The organism is Mesorhizobium sp. M6A.T.Cr.TU.016.01.1.1, assembly GCF_003952585.1.
Classification (GTDB): Bacteria; Pseudomonadota; Alphaproteobacteria; order Rhizobiales; family Rhizobiaceae; genus Mesorhizobium; species Mesorhizobium mediterraneum.
Map to the genome: position 1 here is coordinate 2,144,994 of NZ_CP034452.1, position 21,269 is coordinate 2,166,262.

Annotated in this window: 20 protein-coding genes; 10 read left to right on the forward strand and 10 right to left on the reverse strand. The window is 63.6% G+C overall.

Going from position 1 to position 21,269, the window contains the following annotated elements:
• Positions 1-8: 8 nt before the first annotated feature.
• From EJ075_RS10080 to EJ075_RS10090, 3 genes are read right to left on the reverse strand one after another with little or no spacing between them, the layout of a single operon-like run.
• Positions 9-542: a Smr/MutS family protein gene (locus EJ075_RS10080; RefSeq protein ID WP_126104249.1), complete on the reverse strand. Its 534-nt coding sequence runs from the start codon at positions 540-542 to the stop codon at positions 9-11.
• Positions 539-1,690, reverse strand: coding sequence for a murein transglycosylase A (locus tag EJ075_RS10085; protein WP_126104250.1), 1,152 nt, complete (start codon positions 1,688-1,690; stop codon positions 539-541). The genes EJ075_RS10080 and EJ075_RS10085 overlap by 4 nt, the downstream gene beginning before the upstream one ends.
• A 24-nt stretch (positions 1,691-1,714) precedes the next feature.
• On the reverse strand, positions 1,715-2,419 hold the full coding sequence (locus EJ075_RS10090; protein WP_126104251.1) for a Tim44/TimA family putative adaptor protein: 705 nt from the start codon (positions 2,417-2,419) through the stop codon (positions 1,715-1,717).
• Between the two features lie 199 nt (positions 2,420-2,618).
• On the opposite strand from EJ075_RS10090, the gene EJ075_RS10095 reads away from it, so the two are divergent.
• Positions 2,619-3,119 (forward strand): FxsA family protein, encoded by a 501-nt coding sequence (locus tag EJ075_RS10095; RefSeq protein WP_095485105.1) that lies wholly within the window; start codon positions 2,619-2,621, stop codon positions 3,117-3,119.
• A 140-nt stretch (positions 3,120-3,259) separates the two neighbouring features.
• A complete protein-coding gene (gene secB, locus EJ075_RS10100) occupies positions 3,260-3,760 on the forward strand; it encodes a protein-export chaperone SecB (protein WP_126104252.1) in 501 nt (166 codons plus the stop codon).
• Between the two features lie 335 nt (positions 3,761-4,095).
• Here the strand turns inward: secB and dnaQ are convergent, their stop codons facing one another.
• The 5 genes from dnaQ to EJ075_RS10130 form a co-directional block, all read right to left on the reverse strand.
• Positions 4,096-4,815 carry a DNA polymerase III subunit epsilon gene (dnaQ, locus tag EJ075_RS10110; protein WP_126104253.1) on the reverse strand — a complete coding sequence of 240 codons (720 nt, stop codon included), beginning with the start codon at positions 4,813-4,815 and terminating at the stop codon, positions 4,096-4,098.
• An 86-nt stretch (positions 4,816-4,901) separates the two neighbouring features.
• Positions 4,902-5,504 carry a dephospho-CoA kinase gene (gene coaE / locus EJ075_RS10115; RefSeq protein WP_126104254.1) on the reverse strand — a complete coding sequence of 201 codons (603 nt, stop codon included), beginning with the start codon at positions 5,502-5,504 and terminating at the stop codon, positions 4,902-4,904.
• A complete protein-coding gene (locus EJ075_RS10120) occupies positions 5,501-6,352 on the reverse strand; it encodes a shikimate dehydrogenase (RefSeq protein WP_126104255.1) in 852 nt (283 codons plus the stop codon). The genes coaE and EJ075_RS10120 overlap by 4 nt, the downstream gene beginning before the upstream one ends.
• On the reverse strand, positions 6,345-6,944 hold the full coding sequence (locus tag EJ075_RS10125) for a Maf-like protein (RefSeq protein WP_126104256.1): 600 nt from the start codon (positions 6,942-6,944) through the stop codon (positions 6,345-6,347). Before EJ075_RS10125 ends, EJ075_RS10120 begins: the two co-directional genes overlap by 8 nt.
• 198 nt (positions 6,945-7,142) lie before the next feature.
• Positions 7,143-7,964 carry a pyruvate, water dikinase regulatory protein gene (locus tag EJ075_RS10130; RefSeq protein WP_126104257.1) on the reverse strand — a complete coding sequence of 274 codons (822 nt, stop codon included), beginning with the start codon at positions 7,962-7,964 and terminating at the stop codon, positions 7,143-7,145.
• Positions 7,965-8,476: 512 nt separating this feature from the next.
• Between EJ075_RS10130 and hemE the strand changes: the two genes are divergently transcribed.
• From hemE to rho, 3 genes are all read left to right on the forward strand, one after another.
• Positions 8,477-9,505, forward strand: a complete 1,029-nt coding sequence (hemE, locus tag EJ075_RS10135) for a uroporphyrinogen decarboxylase (RefSeq protein ID WP_126104258.1) — start codon at positions 8,477-8,479, stop codon at positions 9,503-9,505.
• Positions 9,506-9,507: 2 nt separating this feature from the next.
• The gene (gene hemJ / locus EJ075_RS10140; RefSeq protein ID WP_126104259.1) at positions 9,508-10,044 is read left to right on the forward strand and encodes a protoporphyrinogen oxidase HemJ; all 537 of its coding nucleotides are present in this window, start codon (positions 9,508-9,510) and stop codon (positions 10,042-10,044) included.
• Between the two features lie 170 nt (positions 10,045-10,214).
• Positions 10,215-11,480: a transcription termination factor Rho gene (rho, locus tag EJ075_RS10145; RefSeq protein ID WP_095485107.1), complete on the forward strand. Its 1,266-nt coding sequence runs from the start codon at positions 10,215-10,217 to the stop codon at positions 11,478-11,480.
• A gap of 223 nt (positions 11,481-11,703) precedes the next feature.
• Here the strand turns inward: rho and EJ075_RS10155 are convergent, their stop codons facing one another.
• Positions 11,704-13,737, reverse strand: a complete 2,034-nt coding sequence (locus tag EJ075_RS10155; RefSeq protein ID WP_245458133.1) for a thioredoxin domain-containing protein — start codon at positions 13,735-13,737, stop codon at positions 11,704-11,706.
• Positions 13,738-13,801: 64 nt separating this feature from the next.
• On the opposite strand from EJ075_RS10155, the gene mnmE reads away from it, so the two are divergent.
• From mnmE to EJ075_RS10180, 5 genes are all read left to right on the forward strand, one after another.
• The gene (gene mnmE / locus EJ075_RS10160; protein WP_126104261.1) at positions 13,802-15,130 is read left to right on the forward strand and encodes a tRNA uridine-5-carboxymethylaminomethyl(34) synthesis GTPase MnmE; all 1,329 of its coding nucleotides are present in this window, start codon (positions 13,802-13,804) and stop codon (positions 15,128-15,130) included.
• Positions 15,131-15,574: 444 nt separating this feature from the next.
• The gene (gene mnmG / locus EJ075_RS10165; RefSeq protein WP_126104262.1) at positions 15,575-17,449 is read left to right on the forward strand and encodes a tRNA uridine-5-carboxymethylaminomethyl(34) synthesis enzyme MnmG; all 1,875 of its coding nucleotides are present in this window, start codon (positions 15,575-15,577) and stop codon (positions 17,447-17,449) included.
• A complete protein-coding gene (rsmG, locus tag EJ075_RS10170; protein ID WP_126104263.1) occupies positions 17,446-18,081 on the forward strand; it encodes a 16S rRNA (guanine(527)-N(7))-methyltransferase RsmG in 636 nt (211 codons plus the stop codon). Before mnmG ends, rsmG begins: the two co-directional genes overlap by 4 nt.
• Before the next feature lie 36 nt (positions 18,082-18,117).
• A complete protein-coding gene (locus EJ075_RS10175; RefSeq protein WP_126104264.1) occupies positions 18,118-18,918 on the forward strand; it encodes a ParA family protein in 801 nt (266 codons plus the stop codon).
• Positions 18,919-18,976: 58 nt separating this feature from the next.
• Entirely contained in the window at positions 18,977-19,861 is an 885-nt protein-coding gene (locus EJ075_RS10180) for a ParB/RepB/Spo0J family partition protein (RefSeq protein WP_126104265.1), read from the forward strand.
• Positions 19,862-20,167: 306 nt separating this feature from the next.
• Here the strand turns inward: EJ075_RS10180 and holA are convergent, their stop codons facing one another.
• Entirely contained in the window at positions 20,168-21,214 is a 1,047-nt protein-coding gene (gene holA, locus EJ075_RS10185) for a DNA polymerase III subunit delta (protein ID WP_126104266.1), read from the reverse strand.
• Positions 21,215-21,269: the final 55 nt, after the last annotated feature.

A 21,269-nucleotide genomic window follows, 5' to 3' on the forward strand; every position in this document is an offset into this window, starting at 1 on the left:
GTTCATCCTCAAGGGCGCGCCCGCCGCAGGCGGACATAGAGCGCGCCCGAGCCGCCATGGTTGCGGGCGGCATGGTCGTGGCTGGAGACGAGCGGCCTGAATGCGGGTGTCGACAGCCAGGCCGGCACGGCGCGCCGCAAGACGCCGTCGCCGCCCGACGAGGAGCCTTTGCCGGTGATGACCAGCACATAGCGGATGCCGCCGGCATGCGCCCGGTGCAGGAAGGAAAACAATAGCGAATAGGCCTCGTCCTGGGTCAGGCCATGCAGATCGACGCGGCCTTCGATCGGCAGCCGGCCCTTCGACAGTTTTTCCAGCGTCGGTTCGTCGAGCGCATGTGAAACGTGCTGCGTCTTTGCTTTCGCCGCCGCGGCCGGAGCCATGGCCTGGGCACGCGGCGGTGGCTTCGTGTCATCACCGTTGTCCGGGCCGATGTCGGGACTGTCGATGGTGGACTTGCCCTTCAGCGGCTTGGCCGTGCGCGCCACCAGGTTCCACAGCACCCGGTCGTCCTCGCTCAGCCTGTCGATGCGTCGGGTCATCGCCCCGCCTCCCGAACAAGCGGACGCGGTATCAGCGCGTAGAAATCGGCAGGATTGCGGACGACACCGGCGATCTCGCCGGCCGCGTCGCCCGTTCCGGCGAACAGGTCGCCACGGGCCGGCCCGGTGATGGCCGAGCCGGTGTCCTGCGCGATCATCAGCCGCCGGAACGGCTTTTTATCGAAGGCGGTCAGCGACGGCGCGTCGATGTAGAACGGCGTGCCGAACGTATGGAGCAGCCGGTCGACGGCGACGGAGCGGCCCGGCGTCAGCGGCACCTTTGCGGCAGCGATCGGCCCGAGTTCCGGGTCGTCGACCCCCGCCTCGCTGAGGGAAATCTCGCGGAAAAAAATATAGGAGCGGTTGCGCCACAGGATCTCGTCGATGCGATCCGGATGCGCCTTGAACCAGGCGCGGATCGACTGCATGGTCACCGCTTGCAGCGGGATTTCGCCTAGCTCACTCAGGATCTTGCCCGGTCCGGTAAAGCGCCGGCCGGATTTGGCGGCATAGGTGACGCGGCAAAGCCGGCCGTCGGTCATGGTGAGCCGCGCAGAACCCTGCACATGGATGAAGAAGGCGTCGACCTTGTCGGCGAGCCAGGCGATTTCCAACCCCTTGCCGGCCAGGCTTTTGCCGGCCAAACCTTCGCCGGCAAGCACGCCGCGCTCGATCTCGCCGCGGTCGAAGTACTCGACCGGTCCGTTCGGCGTCTCGCGGCCGAAGGCGAGATAAAGGTCCATGCCGGGCGGCCGGTTGGCGTCGTCGATGTCGACGAGGTCGGCCGGGCGCGACAGCAGCGGCACCGTAAAGCGCTCGGTTCGCACCGGTGAGGCGTCGACCACGGGTTCATAGAAGCCGGTGACGAGGCCGGCGCCGCTGCCTTCGGCCCTTATGTGCGCCGGGATGAAATGACGCTCGAAGAAGGCGCGGGCTTGCGCCCGGTCGGTTGGCGGAACGGTGCGGGCCGCAGCGTAGGCGTCGGTGAAGGCGTTGAAGTCGACGCCGAGCCCGCCGGAGCGATAGGGTTTTGTCAGGACATGAAAAGCCGAACGCCGGAAAGCCGCGAACGCAGACAGATAGTCGTCCTCGTCCCAACCGGGCAGATCGTCAAAGGATTTTTCGCGGAACGCCTGAGAAAGCGACACGACAGACCCCGCCGTGGTCCGGGCTCAGTCTTCTTCTTCGGTGGCGACCAGCTTCCAGTTCGGGTCGCGCGAGCGCGTGTCGCGGGCGAATGTCCAGACGTCCTTGACCTCGGCGACGGTCTCGGGATCGCCGTCGATGACGGCGCCGGCCTTGTCGCGCGTCGCCGAAATCAGCTCGCTGACGATGCGCAGCGTGATATGCGCCTCGCCGCCCTTCATCTCGGCGGAGACGATGTCGGCCTTGTCGATGCCGACGAAAGACGACTGAATCTTTTCCGATTTCGCCTCACGGTCGCCGATGGCCGCGACAAAGCCGTCATAGACCTCGCGCGACAACAAGTTCTTCAGCGTCTTGCGGTCGCCATCGGCGTAGGCCATGACGATCATCTCATAGGCCATCTTGGCGCCGTCGACGAAGGTCTTGGGGTCGAATGCCGGATCATTGTCCTTGATCGTGCGCAGGCCCCTGTTGAGATCGGTGTCAGGCTTGGCGAAGGCGTCGATCGCCGCATAGGCGTCGATGGCCGGCTCTCCCGGCGCCCGCTTGCGCGGCAGTGAGACCACATTCTCGGGTTTCTGGGCGGCGTCCTCGCGCGTCCGGCTCGCCGTATAGGGATCGAAGGGCGGGCGTTCGCTGCCGGTGCGGCGGCCGAGCACGTTGCGCAGCTGGAAAAAGATCACAACCGCCGCAACCAGAAAGAAAATCGTGCCGAAGTCGAAGAATCCCATATCTTCCGCCAATCAATCCCTACTCCGGCCGGACCGCCCGGCCTAGCAATGGCTGCGGTCGCATAGCGTTCAACATTCAAAGCATATAGAACGCAAGGTGCCATCATTCAAATTAAAGGCAGGCATACCTATCTACAAGCTCCAGTGCCAGCGGCGATTGCTCGCCGGCCGGCAAAACATGGAAACGATCGGTCAAGATTTGCGTATTTCGCTGCTTCCCCTGTTCATTCTCGCGCTTCCGCTGCTGGAGATCGCCGGTTTCGTCGTTGTCGGCCGCCAGGTCGGCGCATTGGCGACGGTCGGCCTGGTGCTGGCCTCGAGCATCGCCGGCGCGCTGTTGTTGCGATACCAGGGTTTCGGCGTCATGAGCCGGGTCCGTGCCGAGATGGACGCCGGACGTGATCCAAGCCGCCAGCTCGCGCACGGCGCGATGATCGTGCTGGCGGCGATCCTGCTCATCATTCCCGGCTTCATAACAGACATTTTCGGCATTCTGCTGTTCCTGCCGCCGGTCCGCGACCTTGCCTGGCGCCTGTTGAAAGGCCGTATCGTGCTGGCGACCAATTTCGGCACCGGCGGTTTCCGCGCCCGGCAACGCGACAAGACCATCGATCTCGACGACGGCGACTATTCGCGCGGCGACGATCACGGGCGTGGACCGGATCACACTTCTCCCTGGCGCCGCCTCAAGGACGACTAGGTCGCCTCAAGGACGACTAGGTCGGCAAACGCCTCCGGAACGAATGCCCGGCAAACCTTGTCTTGTCATGCCGACCATGGTAGCGAACGCCCGATTTCAATCCGGTCAGCAACGCTGCCCAGGCAAAAGGACAACAGCTTATGGCCAGCAAAGACGACGCGCCGACCGGCGCGGCCAATGGCAACGGTGACGTGACGCAGCCTTCGCTCAACGTGCTCGCCCAATATGTGAAGGACCTTTCCTTCGAAAGCCCCGGCGCGCCGAATTCGCTGCGCGGCCGCGACAAGGCCCCCGGCATCGCCATCAACGTCAATGTCAACGCCAACCCGCTTTCGGACAAGCAGTTCGACGTCAATCTGACGCTGAACGCCAAGGCGTCCTTCGATAAGGAAGTGCTGTTCAATGTCGAGCTGGTCTATGGCGGCGTTTTCGCCATCAGCGGTTTCCCGCAGGAGCATATGCTGCCGCTGCTGTTCATCGAATGTCCGCGGCTGTTGTTCCCGTTCGCCAGGCAGATCATCGCCGAGGCGACGCGCAATGGCGGCTTCCCGCCCTTGATGCTCGACCCGATCGATTTCGCCCAGATGTTCCAGCAGAAGTTGGCCGAGGACCAGGCCGCCGGCAAGGTCAAGGCGAGCTGAAGGCTATCTCGGTAGCGTTTAAGAAGCCCGGCCTCGCGCCGGGCTTTTTTGTAGGGAAGTCGGCGGGACAGCGCCCCCCTCTGTCCTGCCGGACATCTCCCCCACAAGGGGGGAGATCGGACATCACACCGGCTTTCGCCAATCGCCAACGTTGCAGGAATGAGCGGAGCGTCGAAGCTGCCAATCTCCCCCCTCGTGGGGGAGATGCCCGGCAGGGCAGAGGGGGGCGCGAAGGATCGCTACAGGTCGGCTGATCCTGAGCCGCTGCACTCTTCGGCTGAGGTAACGGCATGGATCCCAGGGTCTGCGCCGCGTCGGTTCGGCCCCCAAAATCACTATGCCGCGGAACTCGCTTCCGGGGCGACGCGCAGCCAGAGCGCCTTTTCTCCTAAGGTGCCGACCATGCTCGCGTGCGCGGTGCGCTCTGCGTCGGTCAGGCGAGACGGCAGCGCTATCGGCCGCACGCCGATGCTGATGTCGATATCGTCGACATTTCTCCTGCCGCCGGCCGGCGCCGTGGCACTGTCGAGGATGAGCGCCGCCTGCTTGCCGCCGATGAGCTCGATATAGACCTCGGCCAGCAATTCCGAATCGAGCAGCGCGCCGTGCTTGGTGCGACGGGCATTGTCGATGCCGTAGCGCCGGCAGAGCGCGTCCAGCGAATTCGGTCCCATCGGATGCTTGCGGCGCGCCAGCGCCAGCGTGTCGACGACAAGCCCGGGGTCAACGACCGGGTGGCCAAGCCGGCCAAATTCGACATTGAGGAAAGTGATGTCGAAAGTGGCATTGTGGGCGACCAGCTTGGCGCCGCCGATGAAGGCAAGAAACTCCTCGGCGATGTCGCTGAAGGTCGGCTTGCCCGTGAGGTCGGCGGCGCTGATGCCATGAACGGCCTGCGCCTCCGCATGAATCGGTCGTCCCTGCGGGTTGATGTAATGGTGGAAGGTGCGGCCGGTCGGGAAACGATTGACCAGCTCGATGCAGCCAAGCTCGATGACGCGGTCGTCGCGGAAATCGAGACCGGTGGTTTCCGTATCGAAGATGATCTCGCGCATCTAAACAACCCGTTGGCTCCGGCGTCACTCTAGCCGAATCATGATGGGAACAAATTGGCAACATATTACGCCGGTTGCAAGCGTCGTTAAGCAGGCTTGCCGACCTTATCCCCGGCCAGTTCGGCGACGATCGCATTGACCGCCGCGCGCGCCGCATCAAAACCCTGTCCGGTGTCGATGACGAAATCGGCTTGGCTGCGTTTTTCGGCGTCGGGAACCTGCCTGGCCAGGATCGACGCCAGTTTCTCTTCGCTCATGCCCGGCCGCGCCAGCACCCGGGCGCGCTGGATTTCGGCCGAGGCGGTGACGACCACGACCTTGTCGACGCGGTCTCGGCCGCCGGTTTCGAACAGCAGCGGGATATCGAGAACGACAAGCGGTGCGCCGGCGGCGCGGTTCCTGGCCAGGAAGGCGTCGGCGTCGGCGCGGACCAGCGGATGGATGATCGCTTCCAGCCGTTTCAGCGCAGCCGCATCGCCAAGCACCCGCTCGGCCAGCTTTGTGCGATCGACCGACCCTGATCCGGTGGTTCCGGGAAAAGCCGCCTCCACCAGCGGCGCCGCCTTGCCGGCGTAGAGGCGATGCACCGCTTCGTCCGAATCGTGGACCGGCACGCCGGCCTCGGCAAACATCTTCGCCGTGGTCGACTTGCCCATGCCGATCGATCCGGTGAGGCCGAGCACGATCATGCCTTTCGCTCCTTGGCGCCGAGATCGGCGACGATCATCCGGCGCAATTCGGCAGTGACCTCCGGCCTGATCCCGAACCAGCGCTCGAAGCCGGGCACCGCCTGGTGCAGCAGCATGCCGAGCCCGTCGACGGTTTCCAGGCCCCGCGCTTTGGCTGCGGCCAGCAATGGCGTTTCCAGCGGCACATAGACAATGTCGGTGACGATGGCATGGTCCGGCAGCCTGGCCGGGTCGGCGGACAGGCCTTCATTGCCATGCATGCCGAGCGCTGACGTGTTGACCAGCAGGCCGGCATCGGCAAGCAGCTCGCCGGTCGCGGCCGTGCCGTGGGCCGAGACCCCGGCACCGAAACGGTCGCGCAGCTCCTGCGCCCTCGCAAGCGTCCGGTTGACGATGCGGATGTCGCTGATGCCGCGCTCAATCAGCGCCTGGATGACCGCGCGGGAGGCGCCGCCGGCGCCGAGCACCACGGCCGGGCCATTGTTTGCCCAGCCCGGCGCATGCTCGTCGAGATTGGCGGCAAAGCCATGGGCGTCGGTGTTGCCGCCCCACAGTTTTCCGCCGTCGAACCACAGCGTGTTGACCGCGCCGATTTGCTCGGCCGCATCGTCGCGGCGCGCCGCCAGCGCGAAGGCGGCCTCCTTGTGCGGGATGGTGACGTTGCCGCCGCGGTAGCCATTCGTCTCGAGCGTTTTGACGAATTCGGCAAAATCGTCCGGCGCGACGTCGATGGCCCGGTAGCTGCCGTCGATCCCGTATGTCGCCAGCCAATAGGAGTGGATCTTGGGCGACCGCGAATGCGCGACCGGGTGGCCGGTGACGAAGGCCTTTTTCGCGGCCTCAGCCATCGATGGCTCCGAGGTCACGCAGCTTGGCCAGGACGGGCAAAAGCGGTAGGCCGACGATGGTGAAATAGTCGCCTTCTATTTTTTCGAACAGCTGGATGCCCTCGCCTTCGATCTGGTAGGCGCCGACGCTGGACAGCGCCTTGGCGCCGACCCGCGCCAGGTGACGGCCGATGAAGGCCGGGTCGAGCTTGCGCATGGTCAGGCTGGCGATGCCGACATGCCGCCACAGAACTGCGCCGTCGCGGGCCAGCACCACGGCGCTGTTGAGCTGATGGGTCTTGCCCGATAGCGCCAAGAGATGGCGGCGCGCGCCTTCCATGTCGGCCGGCTTGTGGAACACTTCGTCGCCGAGCGACAGCGTCTGGTCGCAGCCAAGCACCAGGGCGCCGGGCTTTCTCTCGCTGACCTCGGTGGCCTTGGCCTCGGCGAGCACCAGGGCGACGTCCTCGGGCGAGATACCGCTGTCTTTTAGCGGAGCCTCAAGCGCGCGCTCATCGACTTCCGCCGGAACCGCCTCGATGGCGATGCCGGCATTGACGAGCATAGCCTTGCGGAACGGACTTCCCGAGGCGAGGATGATTTTTTCGGTCATGGTTTTTCGTCCGGTCTTGCCCTTCTCCCCTTGTGGGAGAAGGTGGATTGGCGCGCAGCGCCAAGACGGTTGAGGGGTGTTGGAAGGATTGCTGTCGGTGCCAAGCTGGAACACCCCTCATCCGACCGAGCTTCGCTCGGCCACCTTCTCCCACAAGGGGAGAAGGAAAGGACCGCCCACAGCACAAGCGCCCGAACCCTACCGTGTCTTACCCCGCAGGGCAACGATGGCCGCCGCCGTCTCCTCGATCGAGCGGCGGCTGACGTCGATCATCGGCCAGCCATGCCGGGTGCAGATCTGGCGGGCGTAGGCGAGTTCCTCGGAGATCGCGGCGCGGTCGACATAGTCGGTCGGCTCATAGGCGCTGGTGTTGCCGAGGATGCGGTTCTGGCGGACCTGCGAGATTCGCTCGGCGGTGGCAATCAACCCGACGATCAGCGGCTTCGTGGCGCTGACCAGGCTTTCCGGAACCGGCACGCCGAGCACGATCGGGATGTTGGCGGTCTTGATACCGCGATTGGCGAGGTAGATGCTGGTCGGGGTCTTCGACGTGCGCGAAATGCCGACGAGCACGATGTCGGCGTCGTCCATATTGGCCGGCAGCTGGCCGTCATCATGCTCCATGGTGAAGTTGAGCGCGTCGATGCGGCGAAAATATTCGGCGTCCAGCACATGCTGGGCGCCGACGCGGCGGCCGGCCGGCGTGCCGAGATAGGACTGGAACACGGTCAGCACCGGTTCCAGCACTGAGACGCAAGGCAGGCCCATGGCGGCGCAGCGTTCGTCGATGCCGCGGGCGAGTTTCTGGTCGACAACCGTATAGAGGATGATGCCCGGCTCCTCCTCGATGTCCTCGAACACTTTCGTCACCTGCTTTTCGGTGCGGATGAGCGGGTAGATATGCTCGATGGCGCGCGCATCCTTGTATTGCGCGGAAGCCGCCCGCCCGGCCGCCAGCAGCGTTTCACCGGTGGCATCGGAAATCAGGTGAAGGTGAAAGAAGCTCTGGGGTTTGTTCACAGGCGTTCGTTCCAAGCTGTGGGCCGATGTGGATAAGGTCGGTCGGAAAGATCGGTCGGTTTGGGGCGACTGTATCAGATGCCAGTTTGTCCACAATTCGATGCGCTGTCGGCTTCGTCGGGCGGCTGGGGACAAGTCCGGGGACGGGCTTTTTTGACTCAGCCCCATCCACAGGCCCATTCTCTTTGCGCGGGCGGCAACGCATTGTTCCCAGTCGGAAATTTCCAACTGTCCCCAATCCCCTCCTATCCGGCAGAAGAAGCACGCGACAATATGCTGGCTGGCCTTTTCCGGGGCAAAACGGGACAGGAGACAACCACCGATACCAACAGACTCTTAGAATCATAAGATTCCTAGAAATAGAATATTTAATTATAGAGAAGCCTGGAGAGGCAGAGGATTTGACTCTTTGAGTGGGCCTAAGAGAGATCATGAACGGTCGCTGCCGATCGGCCTTCAGCCGCCAATCTCCAACATCTGCGATCGGCCGCAGGCCACCATGCGAGCGCTGAATGCCTGAAAACCGGATCATGCTGGACGTGTTGAAGGGCGAAGCGGTGTTTCCGCCGCCTCTCTGGATGATGCGTCAGGCCGGCCGCTATCTGCCGGAATATCGGGAGACGCGCAGGCGGGCCGGGTCGTTCCTCGATCTCTGCTATAATCCCGATCTTGCGGTGGAGGTGACCCTGCAGCCGATCGAGCGCTTCGGCTTCGATGCATCGATCCTGTTTTCCGATATCCTTGTCGTGCCGCATGCGCTGGGCCGCGACGTCCGCTTCGAGGAAGGACGCGGGCCGCTTTTGACGCCGATCTCGGCCACGGAGATTGCGGCTCTCGACGGCGAAACGTTTCACGTGAATCTCGAACCGGTCTATGAGACGGTCAGGCGATTACGGGCAAAACTGCCTGACGAGACGACGCTGATTGGCTTCTGCGGCGCGCCGTGGACGGTGGCGACCTATATGATCGCCGGCCATGGCACGCCTGACCAGGCGCCAGCGCGGCTGTTCGCCTATCGCGAGCCGGCGGCTTTCTTGCAGCTGCTGAACGTGCTTGCCGACCACTCGGCTGCCTACCTGATCCGCCAGATCGAGGCCGGCGCCGATGTGGTGCAGATCTTTGACTCGTGGTCGGGCGTGCTCGACGACGTTTCTTTCGAGGCCTTTTGCGTCAGGCCGGTGGCCGAGATCGTCAGGCAGGTCCGGGCCGTCCATCCCGACGTTCCGATCATCGGCTTTCCCAAGGGCGCCGGCACCCATTACTTGAGCTATCGCCAGAAGACCGGCGTGACGGGGCTGGGGCTCGACTGGACCGTGCCGTTGACGACAGCGAAGGAACTGCAGCACGGCGGCGCCGTGCAGGGCAATCTCGATCCGTTGCGGCTGGTGGCCGGCGGCAAGGCTCTAGCCGACGGTGTCGAGGCGATCCTTGGGGCGTTGGGCGATGGGCCGCTGATCTTCAATCTCGGCCACGGTATCACGCCGGAGACGCCGATCGCGCATGTCGAGGCCATGGTGAAACTGGTGCGGAGCGCGTCGTGACTATGATGGGGAAAGGCCCTGCGGAAAGTGGTGTTGGCGCGATGCGCCGCGCAGCGATCGCGATTGCCATTTTCCTCGTCCTGGCTGGGCTGCTGTTCTTGTTTGGGCCTGACGATTTCTATCCCTGGGCAAAGGCGATCCACGTCATCGCGGTCATTTCCTGGATGGCGGGCATGCTCTATCTGCCGCGGCTGCTGGTCTATCATGCCGATGCCGAGAAAGGCTCCGTTCAGTCGGAGACCTTCAAGGTGATGGAGCGTCGGCTGCTGCGCGGCATCATCAATCCGGCCATGATCATCACCTGGGCGTTAGGCCTGTGGCTTGCCTGGAAAGGCTTCGGTTTTCAGGGCGGCTGGCTGCATGCCAAGATCGCCGCGGTGCTCGGCCTCTCAGCCGTTCATGGCTATCTGGCCGGCGCGGTTCGTAAATTCGCCGAGGACCGCAACGAAAAGCCCGCGAAGCACTGGCGGATCGTCAACGAGATCCCCACATTGCTGATGATCGTCATCGTCGTGCTGGTTATCGTAAAGCCTTTCTGAGGCTTTGACGACCTGCAAAAGGCGGCTTGCTCTTTCAATCGACCGACGATAAAAGACGGGTCTTCCTTCCCGTCATGCGCCGCCCCATTCATCGCTTCGGCCGCGCCCGGCATTTGTCGCATCCCGCCGATATTTTTCCCAATGCTTACTCACTCAGAGTCCGTCTAATGATGCAAGAAATGAAACTCGCAGAGTTCAAGAACAAGAAACCGCCAGAGCTGATCGCCTATGCCGAATCGCTCGAGGTCGAGAACGCCAGCGTCATGCGCAAGCAGGAGCTGATGTTCGCGATCCTGAAGAGGCTGGCAACGCAGGATATCGAGATCATCGGTGACGGCGTGGTCGAAGTGCTGCAGGACGGTTTTGGCTTCCTGCGCTCGGCCAATGCCAATTATCTGCCGGGTCCGGATGATATCTATATCTCGCCGTCGCAGATCCGCCGGTTCTCGCTGAAGACCGGCGATACGGTCGAAGGCCCGATCCGCAGCCCGAAGGAGGGCGAGCGCTATTTCGCCCTGCTCAAGGTCAATACGATCAATTTCGACGACCCGGAAAAGATCCGTCACAAGATCCATTTCGACAATCTGACGCCGCTTTACCCGACCTCGCGTCTGAAGATGGAGATGGACGTTCCGACCTCGAAGGACATCTCGGCCCGCGTCATCGACCTGGTAGCGCCGCTCGGCAAAGGCCAGCGCGCCCTGATCGTGGCGCAGCCGCGCACCGGTAAGACGGTGCTGTTGCAGAACATCGCCCATTCGATCACCACCAATCATCCGGAATGCTACCTGATCGTGCTCTTGATCGACGAGCGACCGGAAGAAGTCACCGACATGCAGCGCTCGGTGAAGGGCGAGGTTGTCTCCTCGACCTTCGACGAGCCGGCGGTGCGTCACGTCCAGGTCGCCGAAATGGTGATCGAGAAGGCCAAGCGCCTGGTCGAGCACGGGCGTGACGTCGTCATCCTGCTGGATTCGATCACCCGCCTAGGCCGCGCCTACAACACCGTGGTGCCGTCATCCGGCAAGGTGCTGACCGGCGGTGTCGACGCCAATGCGCTGCAGCGGCCGAAGCGCTTCTTCGGCGCGGCCCGCAACATCGAGGAAGGCGGTTCGCTGACCATCATCGCCACCGCGCTGATCGACACCGGCAGCCGCATGGACGAGGTCATCTTCGAAGAGTTCAAGGGCACCGGCAACTCGGAAATCGTGCTCGACCGCAAAGTTGCGGACAAGCGCATCTACCCGGCCATGGACATCCTCAAGTCCGGCACCCGCAAGGAAGACCTGCTGGTCGCCCGCCAGGACCTGCAAAAGATCTTCGTGCTGCGCCGTATCCTGGCGCCGATGGGAACGACCGATGCCATCGAGTTCCTGATCGACAAGCTCAAGCAGACCAAGACCAACGCGGATTTCTTCGATTCGATGAATACGTAAGAGGGCAAAGGCGCGGCGATCCTTCGCGCCCCCTCTGTCCTGCCGGACATCTCCCCCCACAAGGAGGGAGATTGGCCGTGATGACTGATTTCCCCAACCACCAACTTTGCAAAAGGGACGCTGTCGGCGAAGCTGCCGATCTCCCCCCAAGTGGGGGAGATGTCCGGCAGGACAGAGGGGGGCGCTGTCCCTCCAGCGTTCCCGGTTCTGCGCACCTTTGCGCCTAATGACGATGTAACCGCCGCTCGAGCTCTTCGGCATCCGTTACCACCGGCAGGCAGACCTGCCCGGTGCACAGCCAGGCGCCGGGCTCGGTCGTTGGCGGCAGGATGCCGCCTGGCAGCATCGGCAGGTTCCCTGCCGCGCCGACCGGCACGATAGTGTCGACCCGGCGCGGGTCGGGATTTCGATTCGCAACCGGAACAAGCCCGGGATTCTCCGGGTCATCCACCAGCACCAGTTTCAACGGCTCGATCGCCAAGGCGCAAGCGTTGACGACGCCCGCCTGGCCATAGGGCTGATGCGCCGCGCGGCCTGCCGCGTGTTCGGCGATTTTCCAGGTCTTTTCCTGCAATTCGAGATCGCCGGAGAGCGAAGACAATCGGACCATGGCCTCGATGATCTGGCCGGTGGCTGAAGGAATGGCTTCGTCGACATCGCCCCTGATGCGGATCGGCACATCGGCGCTGTCCGAAGCGGTCAGATAGTAGCCGGTGTCGTCATCGTCGCGGTGCCATTGGTCGAGTTGTGCGACGAATTGGCCGGCCAGTTCGGCATAGCTCGATGTGCCGGTAGCCTCGAACAACGAGATCGCCGCATTGGCCATGGCGGCGTAGTCGCTCGACAGCGCCGGGAACAGCTTCTTTGCGCCAAGCATCGAATGCGGCAAGCGGCCGTCTCGCCCGGCGCTGGCAATGGCGGCGAAGGCCTGTTCTGCCGCCTCGATCCAGTCGATCCGTTTCAGGGCGCGCCCGGCTTCGGCGAGAGCTGCGATGACCAAGCCGTTCCAGTCGGTCAGGACTTTTCCGTCTCGCCCGGGTCTGACGCGTTGCTCCCGGGTTGCCAGCAGTTTCTCTTTCCACGGAGTGAGCCGATCGCGATCGGCCACGCTTTGCGTTTGCTGGGCTTGCGTCTGGTGGATGATTGGCTTGCCCTCCCAGCCATGCGGGCCGGAAAGCGTGAAGTACTTGAAAAACAAGGAGGAATCATCACCGAGAGCGGTTTCTATCTCATCCTTGCTCCAGGTGTAGAACAACCCCTCCTCGCCTTCGCTGTCGGCGTCGAGGCTGGCGGCGAAAGCGCTGCCGTCGACGCGCATTTCGCGCAGAAGCCAGTCGATCGTCTCTTCGATTCGTATCCGGAACAAATCATTGCCTGATGCCGCATAGGCCCAATTGCACAGCCGGATGAGCTGCGCGTTGTCGTAGAGCATCTTTTCGAAATGCGGCACCAGCCATTCGGCATCCGTCGAGTAGCGACTCAGCCCGCCGCCAATATGGTCGTAGATGCCGCCGTGCAGCATCTGCTCAAGGCTGAGGAGGACGGCGTCGCGGTGCGATGTGCTACCGTCGCGCAGCCACGACAGCCAAAGCGTCTGCATGAAAGGCGCGTTGGGGAATTTGGGCGCGCCACGTAGGCCGCCGAGATCCCTGTCGATCATGCCGTCGATGCCTCGGGCAAGGTTCGCGAGCGTGTCGCGGTCGAGCACGGCCTTGGCATGCGTGCCCGCCAGCCGCGCCTCGACATGCGTGGTCAGGCCGTCGGCGCTTTGGTTAACGCTTTCTTTCTTCTCCCGCCACGCCTTGTCGACCGCCTCAAGCACCTGGACGAAACCCGGCCGGCCGTAGCGTGTCTCGCGCGGAAAATAGGTGCCGCCCCAGAAAGGCTTTCCGTCCGGCGTCAGGAACATGGTCAGCGGCCATCCGCCCTGCTCGCCCATCGAGGACAGCGCGGCCATATAGATCTGGTCGATGTCCGGCCGCTCCTCGCGATCCACCTTGATATTGACGAAGAGACGGTTCATGACGGCGGCGACATGGTCATTCTCGAAGCTTTCGTGCGCCATGACATGGCACCAGTGGCAGGCGGCGTAGCCGACCGAGAGCAGGATTGGCCGCTCCAGCGCCTTTGCTTCGGCGAGCGACGCCGGCGACCACGCCCGCCAATGCACCGGGTTGCCGCTATGCTGCTGCAGATAGGGGCTGGCCTCTTCGGCAAGTAGATTTTGCGCGGGCAGATTTTGCGCGGGTAATGTCACGGTCGGGCACTCGGCGAATTGTCGATGAATAAGCGAAGCTAGGGCGGTTGTGCTGGGTCGGCAAATGATTTCAAGTGATTCCATTGTTGCCCTGTCGAGCGGCCGCCTGCCCGCCGGCGTTGCCGTGATCCGCATTTCGGGTCCGCAAAGTCGATTCGTCGTCGAAACGATTGCCGGTCCAGTGGTTAAGAACCGTGTTGCGGCCTATCGCAAGTTCAGGGCGCCGGGCGGATCGGTGCTCGACAGCGGCCTGATCGTTTTCTTCGCAGGACCGAACAGCTTTACTGGTGAGGATATCGCGGAATTCCATGTCCATGGCGGCCGCGCCGTGGTGGCGAAGATGCTGGAGACGATCGCCGGCTTCGATGGCGTCAGGCATGCCGAGCCGGGCGAGTTCACCCGCCGCGCCTTTCTTAACGGCAAGGTCGACCTGGTCGAGACCGAGGCGCTGGCCGATCTCGTTAACGCCGAGACGGAGGCGCAGCGACGCTTTGCCGTGCAGAATGCCGAGGGTATGCAGAGCGAGCTCTATCTGGGCTGGCGGCGTCGGCTCATCCATGCGCGGGCGATGATCGAAGCCGAGATCGATTTTGCCGACGAAGACGATGTGCCCGGTTCCGTTGCAGAGACGGTCTGGTCGGATGTTCGCGCGATGACCGACGAGATCGAGCGTCATGTCCAGGGATTCCGGGCGGCCGAGATCATCCGCGACGGGTTTGAGGTCGTCATCCTCGGCGCGCCGAATGCCGGCAAATCAAGCCTGTTCAATGCGCTGGCCCGGCGCGAGGCGGCAATCGTCACGGAAGAGCCCGGCACGACCCGCGACCTGCTCGAGGTGGTGCTGGATTTGGAGGGGATGCGGGTCAGGGTGACGGATACCGCCGGCCTGCGCGAGACGCCCGGCAGGATCGAGGCGATTGGCATCGAAAGGGCGAGGAGCAAGGCGGGAACCGCCGATCTGTTGCTCGTGTTGGAGGATATGGTGGACCCGGTCCCGATCGGCACAATACCAGCGGAGGTCCCGACATTGTGGATCGGGACAAAGGTCGATTTGTTGCAAGATGAATCACCGGCGCTTGCGACGCGCTACGATGCCGTTATCTCGACCAGAGACGGTGCCGGGCTGGCGGAGCTGCTGGCGGAGATCGGGCGTCGCGCGGCAGCGCAGATCGGCGAGGCCGGCGATATCCTGCCGTCGCGGCTGCGGCACGTCGAGCTTCTCAATGAGGCGAAACGCTTTCTGCTTGCGGCGGTGGCAGGGGATGAGCGCGGGCAGGAGCTGCGGGCCGAGGAATTGCGGCTGGCAGCTGATAGGCTTGGCCGGATCGGTGGGGCGGTCGATGTCGAGGATTTGCTGGACGTAATCTTCTCGCAATTCTGCATCGGCAAATGACTCACGTGAAACACTGGGGAGGGAAGGCTCGCGATGATTCACGTGAAACGCTGAGTGATCACGTCGAAGGCATTGTTTCACGTGAAACGATTCGCCGGGTAATCGCTCCAGGTTGAGTTCGCTCCTCACCAATTCCGGGGCGAGGCGTGGCGCGCCGGCGCTTGTGCTTGTGCGGCTCTCCCTTCTCCCCTTCTTGTGGGAGAAGGTGTCGCCGAAGGCGACGGATGAGGGGTGTTCCAGCATGGCACCGACCGCACTCCGTCCAGCACCCCTCAACCGTCTTGGCGCTGCGCGCCAATCCACCTTCTCCCACAAGGGGAGAAGGGAAGACGGCGCCGGCTTTCGCCACTTCTTCGAAGAGATTTGCCCGCCAAGCGACACGTATTCTTGACACTACGTTCTGACGGGCACATGTGTCGGTCGACTTGAATTCGGGAATCTAAAATGACCGATCACTATGATGTGGTTGTGGTGGGCGGCGGCCATGCTGGTTGCGAGGCGGCCAGCGCTGCCGCGCGCGCCGGTGCCAAAACCGCTCTGGTGACGCTGCGCTTCGAGACGATCGGCGTCATGTCCTGCAATCCGGCGATCGGCGGGAACGGCAAGGGCCATTTGGTTCGCGAGATCGACGCCATGGACGGGCTGATGGGGCGCGTCGCCGACGCTGCCGGCATCCAGTTCCGCCTGCTCAACCGTCGCAAGGGACCGGCAGTTCGCGGGCCGCGCACGCAGGCCGACAGAAAGCTCTACCGGCTCGCCATGCAGGCGGCGATTCGCGAGCAGGCCGGTCTCGACGTGGTCGAGGGCGAGGTCCTGGATTTCGAAGTCGACAATGAGCGCATAGCAGCGGTGCTGCTGGCGGATGGCCGCCGGCTTGCCTGCGGCGCCGTGGTGCTGACGACCGGCACTTTCCTGCGCGGGCTAATCCATATCGGCGAGAAGAAGATCGTTGCCGGCCGCATGAACGAGCAGGCCAGCCTTGGCCTGTCGGCGACGATGAGCAGAGCGGGTTTCAAGCTCGGGCGGCTGAAGACCGGCACGCCGCCGCGGCTGGATGGGCGGACGATCGATTGGGCGTCGCTGGAGAGCCAGGCGGCGGACGAGGATCCGGTGCCGTTCTCGCTGATGACCGACCGCATCGACAATCCGCAGATCCATTGCGGCATCACGCGTACGACAGCGGCGACGCACGAGCTGATCCGCGCCAATCTGAGCCGCTCCGCCATGTATTCCGGCTCGATCGAAGGGGTCGGGCCGCGCTACTGTCCGTCCATCGAAGACAAGATCGTCAAGTTCGGCGACCGCGAAGGCCACCAGATTTTTCTGGAGCCGGAAGGGCTGGACGATGACACCGTTTACCCCAACGGCATTTCGACCTCGCTGCCCGAGGACGTTCAGATCGACATTCTGAAGACCATTCCTGGCCTTGAGCGTGCCATCATGCTGCAACCCGGCTATGCCATCGAGTATGATCATGTCGATCCGCGCGAGCTTAAGCCGACGCTGGAAACCAAGCGGATTGGCGCTCTTTTCCTGGCCGGGCAGATCAACGGCACCACCGGGTATGAGGAGGCTGGCGCGCAAGGGCTGCTTGCTGGCCTCAACGCCGCGCGGCAGGCATCGGCAAGCGACGCGATCGTGCTCAGCCGCACGGAGGCCTATATCGGGGTGATGGTCGACGATTTGACCAGCCGCGGCATTGCCGAACCCTATCGCATGTTCACTTCGCGGGCCGAGTTCCGGCTGTCGCTGCGGGCCGACAATGCCGATGAGCGGCTGACGCCGCTGGCCACGAAGCTCGGGATCGCTTCACCGGAGCGGATGCAGCGCTTCAACGATGTCATGCAGGAGCTTGAAAAGGCGAGGGACCTTGCGCTTGGAACGACCATGACCCCCAACGAAGCGGCGCGCCATGGGCTGGAGATCAACAGGGACGGAGTGCGTCGCTCCGCCTATGAGTTGCTGGCTTATCCCGGTGTCGATATCGCTTGGTTGGCCCGAATCGCCCCGGCGTTCGCGGCAATCGATGCCAAAACGGCCGAGCGCCTCGAAACGGAGGCGAAATATTCGGTTTATCTCGATCGCCAACAGGCTGATGTCTCGCAGATCAGGCATGAGGAAAGCCGGCTGATTCCGGATTCGCTCGATTTTGCGACGGTTCCGGGCCTGTCCAACGAGCTGAAGCAGAAGATGCTGGCACGCCAGCCGCGTTCCGTCGCCGACGCACAGCGGATGGAAGGCATGACCCCGGCGGCACTGGCAATCATTGTCGCGCATGTTCGCAATGCCGAGGCTGCTGCGCGAAGGAATGTTGCGTGAGCGCTGCCTCCTGGGCGAGCCTGCAAGCGGTTGCAGGTCCGGTTTCACGTGAAACATTCGAACGCCTGGTCGAGTTCGAGGTGGTTTTCCAGAAATGGAACCGCCGGATAAACCTGGCGGCGCAATCGACGCAGGACGATGTCTGGCGCCGCCACATCCTCGACAGCGCGCAGCTTGCGCGAATCAAACCGGACGCGAAGCGCTGGGTCGATCTCGGCTCTGGCGGCGGTTTTCCCGGCCTGGTGCTTGCCTTCCTGCTTGCCGAGCGTGACGGCGCCAGCATCGATCTGGTTGAGAGCAACCGGAAGAAAGCGTCGTTCCTGCAAGCGGTCGTCGGCCAGTTCAGTCTGCCGGCGAGAGTCATCGCGCGGCGCATCGATGATGCCTATCCGCTTGTTTCGACACCGCAAATCGTCACGGCCAGGGCGCTGGCGTCGCTTCCGACGTTGCTTGACCTATCGGCGCCGTGGCTGACGGCGGGCGGGCGCGGCCTGTTCCACAAAGGCCGGGATTACCGCGCCGAAGTGGCAGAAAGCGCTCAACGATGGTCGTTCGATCTGGTAGAACATGCCAGCGCGACCGACGCTCATGGCGTCATCCTCGAACTGTCTGATTTGCGCCAACTGACTTAGATCGGCGACCTCGGAATGAATTTCTGGCATAGACCCATGATTAAGAATGGCCCCCGAATCATCACCGTAGCCAACCAGAAGGGCGGCGTCGGCAAGACGACGACGGCCATCAACCTAGCCACGGCGCTGGCGGCGATCGGCGAAAAGGTGCTGATCGTCGACCTCGATCCGCAAGGCAATGCCTCGACAGGCCTTGGCATCGAGCGCAAGGACCGTACCGTCTCGTCCTATGACGTGCTGACTGGCGAGCTGGATCTGGAAGCAGCGGCGATCCCGACGGCGGTGCCCGGGCTGTCGATCGTGCCGTCGACACTCGACCTGCTCGGCATCGAGATGGAGATCGCTTCCGCGCCCGACCGGGTGCTCAAGCTGCGCAATGCTCTCCGTGCCGCGAGCGAGCGTGGCGCGCCATTCGGCTACGTGCTCATCGATTGTCCGCCATCGCTCAATCTGCTGACGCTGAACTCGATGGCGGCGGCCGATTCGGTCCTGGTGCCGCTGCAATGCGAATTCTTCGCGCTTGAAGGCTTGAGCCAGTTGCTGGAGACGGTCGAGCAGGTGCGCCGCTCGATCAATCCCGATCTGATCATTCAGGGCATCGTGCTGACCATGTATGACGGCCGCAACAACCTCGCCAACCAGGTGGTGCAGGATGTGCGGGCGCATATGGGCGACAAGGTCTACGAAACCGTCATCCCGCGCAATGTGCGTGTCTCCGAGGCGCCGTCCTATGGCAAGCCGGCGATCCTGTACGACCTCAAATGCTCCGGCAGCCAGGCCTATCTGCAGCTTGCCTCCGAGGTGATCCGCCGCGAGCGCAAACTGCGCGCCGCCTAATGCATCGGGATTGCGACTTGCAGAAGATAATTCGATACCGAAACGATCTGGACAGACGATGAGCGAAGACCTTTCAAGAAAAAGACTGGGGCGGGGACTGGCCGCGCTGATCGGCGAAATCGATCGTCCGGCAGCAGTGGAAAAGCAGGGCATGAATGCCGACGGCAAGGTGCCGATCGAGTTCCTGAGCCCGAACCCTAAAAATCCGCGCCGGCATTTTGGCGACGCCGACCTGACCGATCTTGCCCAGTCGATCCGCGAGCACGGCGTGGTGCAGCCGGTGGTGGCGCGGCCGTCGCCGACGCAAGCTGGCCGCTACGAGATCATCGCCGGCGAGCGGCGCTGGCGGGCGGCGCAGCGCGCCGGGCTGAGCGAGATCCCGATCATCGTGCGCGATGTCAACGATCGCACCGCACTCGAGCTGGCGATCATCGAAAACGTCCAGCGCACCGACCTCAATCCGGTCGAGGAGGCGATGGGCTACCAGCAGTTGATCGACGATCACGGCTACACCCAGGCCGATCTCGGCCAGGTGATCGGCAAGAGCCGCAGCCATGTCGCCAACACGCTGAGGCTGCTGAAGCTGCCGGACGCGATCCGCGACATGCTGGTCGACGGCGCGCTGTCGGCCGGCCACGCCCGCACATTGGTGACGGCAGAGGACCCGGCGGGCCTGGCCAAGCGGATCGTCGAGGAGGGGCTTTCGGTGCGCCAGGCCGAAGCGCTGGCGCAGATGCCGGCGGGCGCTCCAACCGTAAAACGACAGCCTGCGGAACCGGCGCAAAAAGATGCCGATACGCTGGCGCTGGAAAAGCTGATGACCGACACGATAGGCATGATCGTCACGATCGAGCACAAGGAACGCGGCGGCGTGCTGCGCGTCGCCTATCGGACATTGGACCAGCTCGATGAATTGTGCAGGCGGTTGAAGCAGGAGCGGTAGGTGCTGAGGCACGCATGTTTTTAGCCGGCAAATAATCTTCGGCTTAGGAGCAACCCGGCGGACATCTTCGCCCTGGTAATACAACGAGGGCTGGCGAATGCCGCCCTTCCTTTTTCAGTGCTCTGGTAATTGGCGAAATCGCCGAGGCTGCTGACCTCCCCCCTCGAGGGGAGATGGCCGGCAGGCCAGAAGGGGTCGGCTCACATAAAGCGCCTACGTCGTCTGTCGTCGCGAAAGGCGTCGGCATTCCACGCGCTGGGACCCCCTCTGTCGCCTTCGGCGACATCTCCCCCTCAAGGGGGGAGATCATCCGCGCTGAGCCAGCCGGGCACTCTCCACGGCAATGCCGAGCAGCGCTTGCCGTGCCAGCGCCACCGACAGATCCGGCCGTCGGCGCGTCTGCAGGACCGCCGTCTGCAGCCTGGTCAAAGCGCGGCCAAGCGCCTCGCTGCTCCAGCGTTCGAGGGCCTTCTCCACCAGCTTGCGCCTGGTAAAAAAAACTGGCGGGCGCGCCGCGGCAACGACCGAAGCGGCGTTGCGGCCGCCGGTGTCCATCAGGCCGCGCATCGCCTGGATCGCCTGCAACTGCCGCATCGCCGACGACAGCACCAGAAAAGCCTGGCCGCCGGACTGGCAGTGGCGGGTGAAGGCCATGTCGAAGTCGCCGACCTTGCCTTCGAGCAAAGCATCGACGGCGTCGTCGAAGGAGAGACCGGAAACGTCGCCCGATGTCGCCTTGACGTCCTCGATGCCGATCTCGGTCTGGCCATGGGCGTAAAGCACCAGCTTCTCGATCTCGCCGCGCGAGGCCAGCCGGTCACCGCCGAGGTTCCGGCGCAGCGCCTGGCGCGCCTCCAGCGTCATCGACATGCCGGCCTTGCGCAATTCGTCGTCGATGACCGTGTCGATGTCGCGGGCCTCGTCGGCGTAGCACGGCAGCGCCATGGCAATGTCGGCCGCCTCGACGATGGCGCGCAGGCCGACGCCTTTCTTCAAGTCGCCGGCTTCAATGAGTATGATCGCATCCTGCGCGGGCTCTGATGTCAGCGCCTTGACGTCGTCGGCAAGTGCCTTCTGGCCGCTGGCATTGCGCACCCAGAGCAGGCGCCGGTCTGAAAACATCGGCACGGTCCTCGCCTCGTCGAGCAGGCGACCCTCGTCGCGATCGACTTCCGAACCGTCCAGCCTGACCACCGAGAACGGATCGTCGAGCGGCAGGCCGGTTTTGCCGGCAAAGGCCTTGGCCCGCTCGGCGACGAGCCCGCGATCGGGACCGTAGAGCAGGACGATCGAGACGCGCGGATCCGGCCGCGCCAACCACGAATCGACCTCGTAACCTTTCTTCTGTGCCATGGGGGGATGGTTAGCATGATGCGGGCGCGGGGTGAACGGCGGGGCTCCTTCTTCC

What these genes read in the sequence shown, in the direction of transcription:
- holA (WP_126104266.1), bottom strand. Translation starts at nt 21,214, where the DNA reads ATGGCACAGAAGAAAGGTTACGAGGTCGATTCGTGGTTGGCGCGGCCG.
- mnmG (WP_126104262.1), top strand. Translation starts at nt 15,575, where the DNA reads ATGACCGATCACTATGATGTGGTTGTGGTGGGCGGCGGCCATGCTGGT.
- EJ075_RS10175 (WP_126104264.1), top strand. Translation starts at nt 18,118, where the DNA reads ATGATTAAGAATGGCCCCCGAATCATCACCGTAGCCAACCAGAAGGGC.
- rho (WP_095485107.1), top strand. Translation starts at nt 10,215, where the DNA reads ATGCAAGAAATGAAACTCGCAGAGTTCAAGAACAAGAAACCGCCAGAG.
- EJ075_RS10120 (WP_126104255.1), bottom strand. Translation starts at nt 6,352, where the DNA reads ATGGCTGAGGCCGCGAAAAAGGCCTTCGTCACCGGCCACCCGGTCGCG.
- dnaQ (WP_126104253.1), bottom strand. Translation starts at nt 4,815, where the DNA reads ATGCGCGAGATCATCTTCGATACGGAAACCACCGGTCTCGATTTCCGC.
- hemE (WP_126104258.1), top strand. Translation starts at nt 8,477, where the DNA reads ATGCCTGAAAACCGGATCATGCTGGACGTGTTGAAGGGCGAAGCGGTG.
- EJ075_RS10090 (WP_126104251.1), bottom strand. Translation starts at nt 2,419, where the DNA reads ATGGGATTCTTCGACTTCGGCACGATTTTCTTTCTGGTTGCGGCGGTT.
- EJ075_RS10180 (WP_126104265.1), top strand. Translation starts at nt 18,977, where the DNA reads ATGAGCGAAGACCTTTCAAGAAAAAGACTGGGGCGGGGACTGGCCGCG.
- EJ075_RS10125 (WP_126104256.1), bottom strand. Translation starts at nt 6,944, where the DNA reads ATGACCGAAAAAATCATCCTCGCCTCGGGAAGTCCGTTCCGCAAGGCT.
- mnmE (WP_126104261.1), top strand. Translation starts at nt 13,802, where the DNA reads ATGATTTCAAGTGATTCCATTGTTGCCCTGTCGAGCGGCCGCCTGCCC.
- coaE (WP_126104254.1), bottom strand. Translation starts at nt 5,504, where the DNA reads ATGATCGTGCTCGGCCTCACCGGATCGATCGGCATGGGCAAGTCGACC.
- EJ075_RS10080 (WP_126104249.1), bottom strand. Translation starts at nt 542, where the DNA reads ATGACCCGACGCATCGACAGGCTGAGCGAGGACGACCGGGTGCTGTGG.
- hemJ (WP_126104259.1), top strand. Translation starts at nt 9,508, where the DNA reads ATGATGGGGAAAGGCCCTGCGGAAAGTGGTGTTGGCGCGATGCGCCGC.
- secB (WP_126104252.1), top strand. Translation starts at nt 3,260, where the DNA reads ATGGCCAGCAAAGACGACGCGCCGACCGGCGCGGCCAATGGCAACGGT.